Origin of the sequence: Arthrobacter sp. GCM10027362 (assembly GCF_042679445.1) — a bacterium.
Taxonomy (GTDB): domain Bacteria; phylum Actinomycetota; class Actinomycetes; order Actinomycetales; family Micrococcaceae; genus Crystallibacter.
In genome coordinates this window covers 1-833 of the sequence record NZ_JBHTML010000409.1, presented here as the reverse complement: position 1 = coordinate 833, position 833 = coordinate 1, and the positions used below count along the sequence as shown (strand labels likewise).

Below are 833 nucleotides of genomic sequence, written 5' to 3'. Positions count from 1 at the left end.
GGAAGCTCGACGGCGAACCGGCGGCCTGGAGCCCGTGGGCCGCCACGGCCGACGAGGCGGCGGTGCCCTCGGTGGTCTTCACCGACCCGGAGGTGGCCATGGTGGGCCTGACCGCGGACCGGGCGCGGCAGCGGGGCCTGAACGTCTCCGCCACCGAGCTGCCGATCTCGGTCGCCGGCTCCTCGCTGCACGCCGACGGGTACGACGGCTGGGCCCAGATGGTGGTGGACGAGGACCGGAAGGTGGTCGTCGGGGTGACCTTCGCCGGCCCGGACGTGGCCGAACTGCTGCACGCGGCCACCGTCGCCGTCGTCGGCCAGGTGCCCCTGGACCGGCTCTGGCACGCCGTCCCGAGCTACCCCACCATCAGCGAGGTCTGGCTGAGGCTGCTGGAGCAGTACGGGCTCTAACGCGCGGAAGGCGCTTCCGCCGGAAGCGCCTTCCGCGCGGGGCTGCGGTCAGATCGAGTACTCCGGTGCGGCCCAGACCACAACTTCGGGGTGCTCGTAGAACCTGTAGCCCTGGCCGCGCACCGTGCGCACCGTGTTGGCCAGCCGGCCGAGCTTCGAGCGCAGCCGGCGGATGTGCACGTCGATGGTCCGCTCATTGGGGACCTCCTCGGCGTTCTTCCACAGCCCGGAGAGCAGTTCCTCCCGGCCCACGGTCCGGGTGGCGTTCTCGACCAGGTAGTTGAGCAGTTCGAATTCCTTGAACGTCAGGTTCAGCGTCTCGCCGTCCAGGTGCACCTCGCGGCGGGACAGGTCGATCAGCACGCCGCTGGGCCGGCTGGCCTGCTGGGCCGGCTGGGGCGCGCGCACCGCCTCGGCGCGCGG

At 72.1% G+C, this 833-nt stretch carries 1 protein-coding gene and 1 pseudogene; one reads left to right on the top strand and one right to left on the bottom strand.

The window, feature by feature from the left end:
• Positions 1 to 410, top strand: a pseudogene (locus tag ACFQ36_RS23040) (pyridine nucleotide-disulfide oxidoreductase); the annotation flags it as partial.
• A 48-nt stretch (positions 411 to 458) separates the two neighbouring features.
• On the opposite strand, the gene ACFQ36_RS23035 reads toward ACFQ36_RS23040, so the two are convergent.
• The coding region (locus ACFQ36_RS23035; protein WP_377017928.1) for a winged helix-turn-helix domain-containing protein at positions 459 to 833 on the bottom strand (375 nt) is incomplete at its 5' end.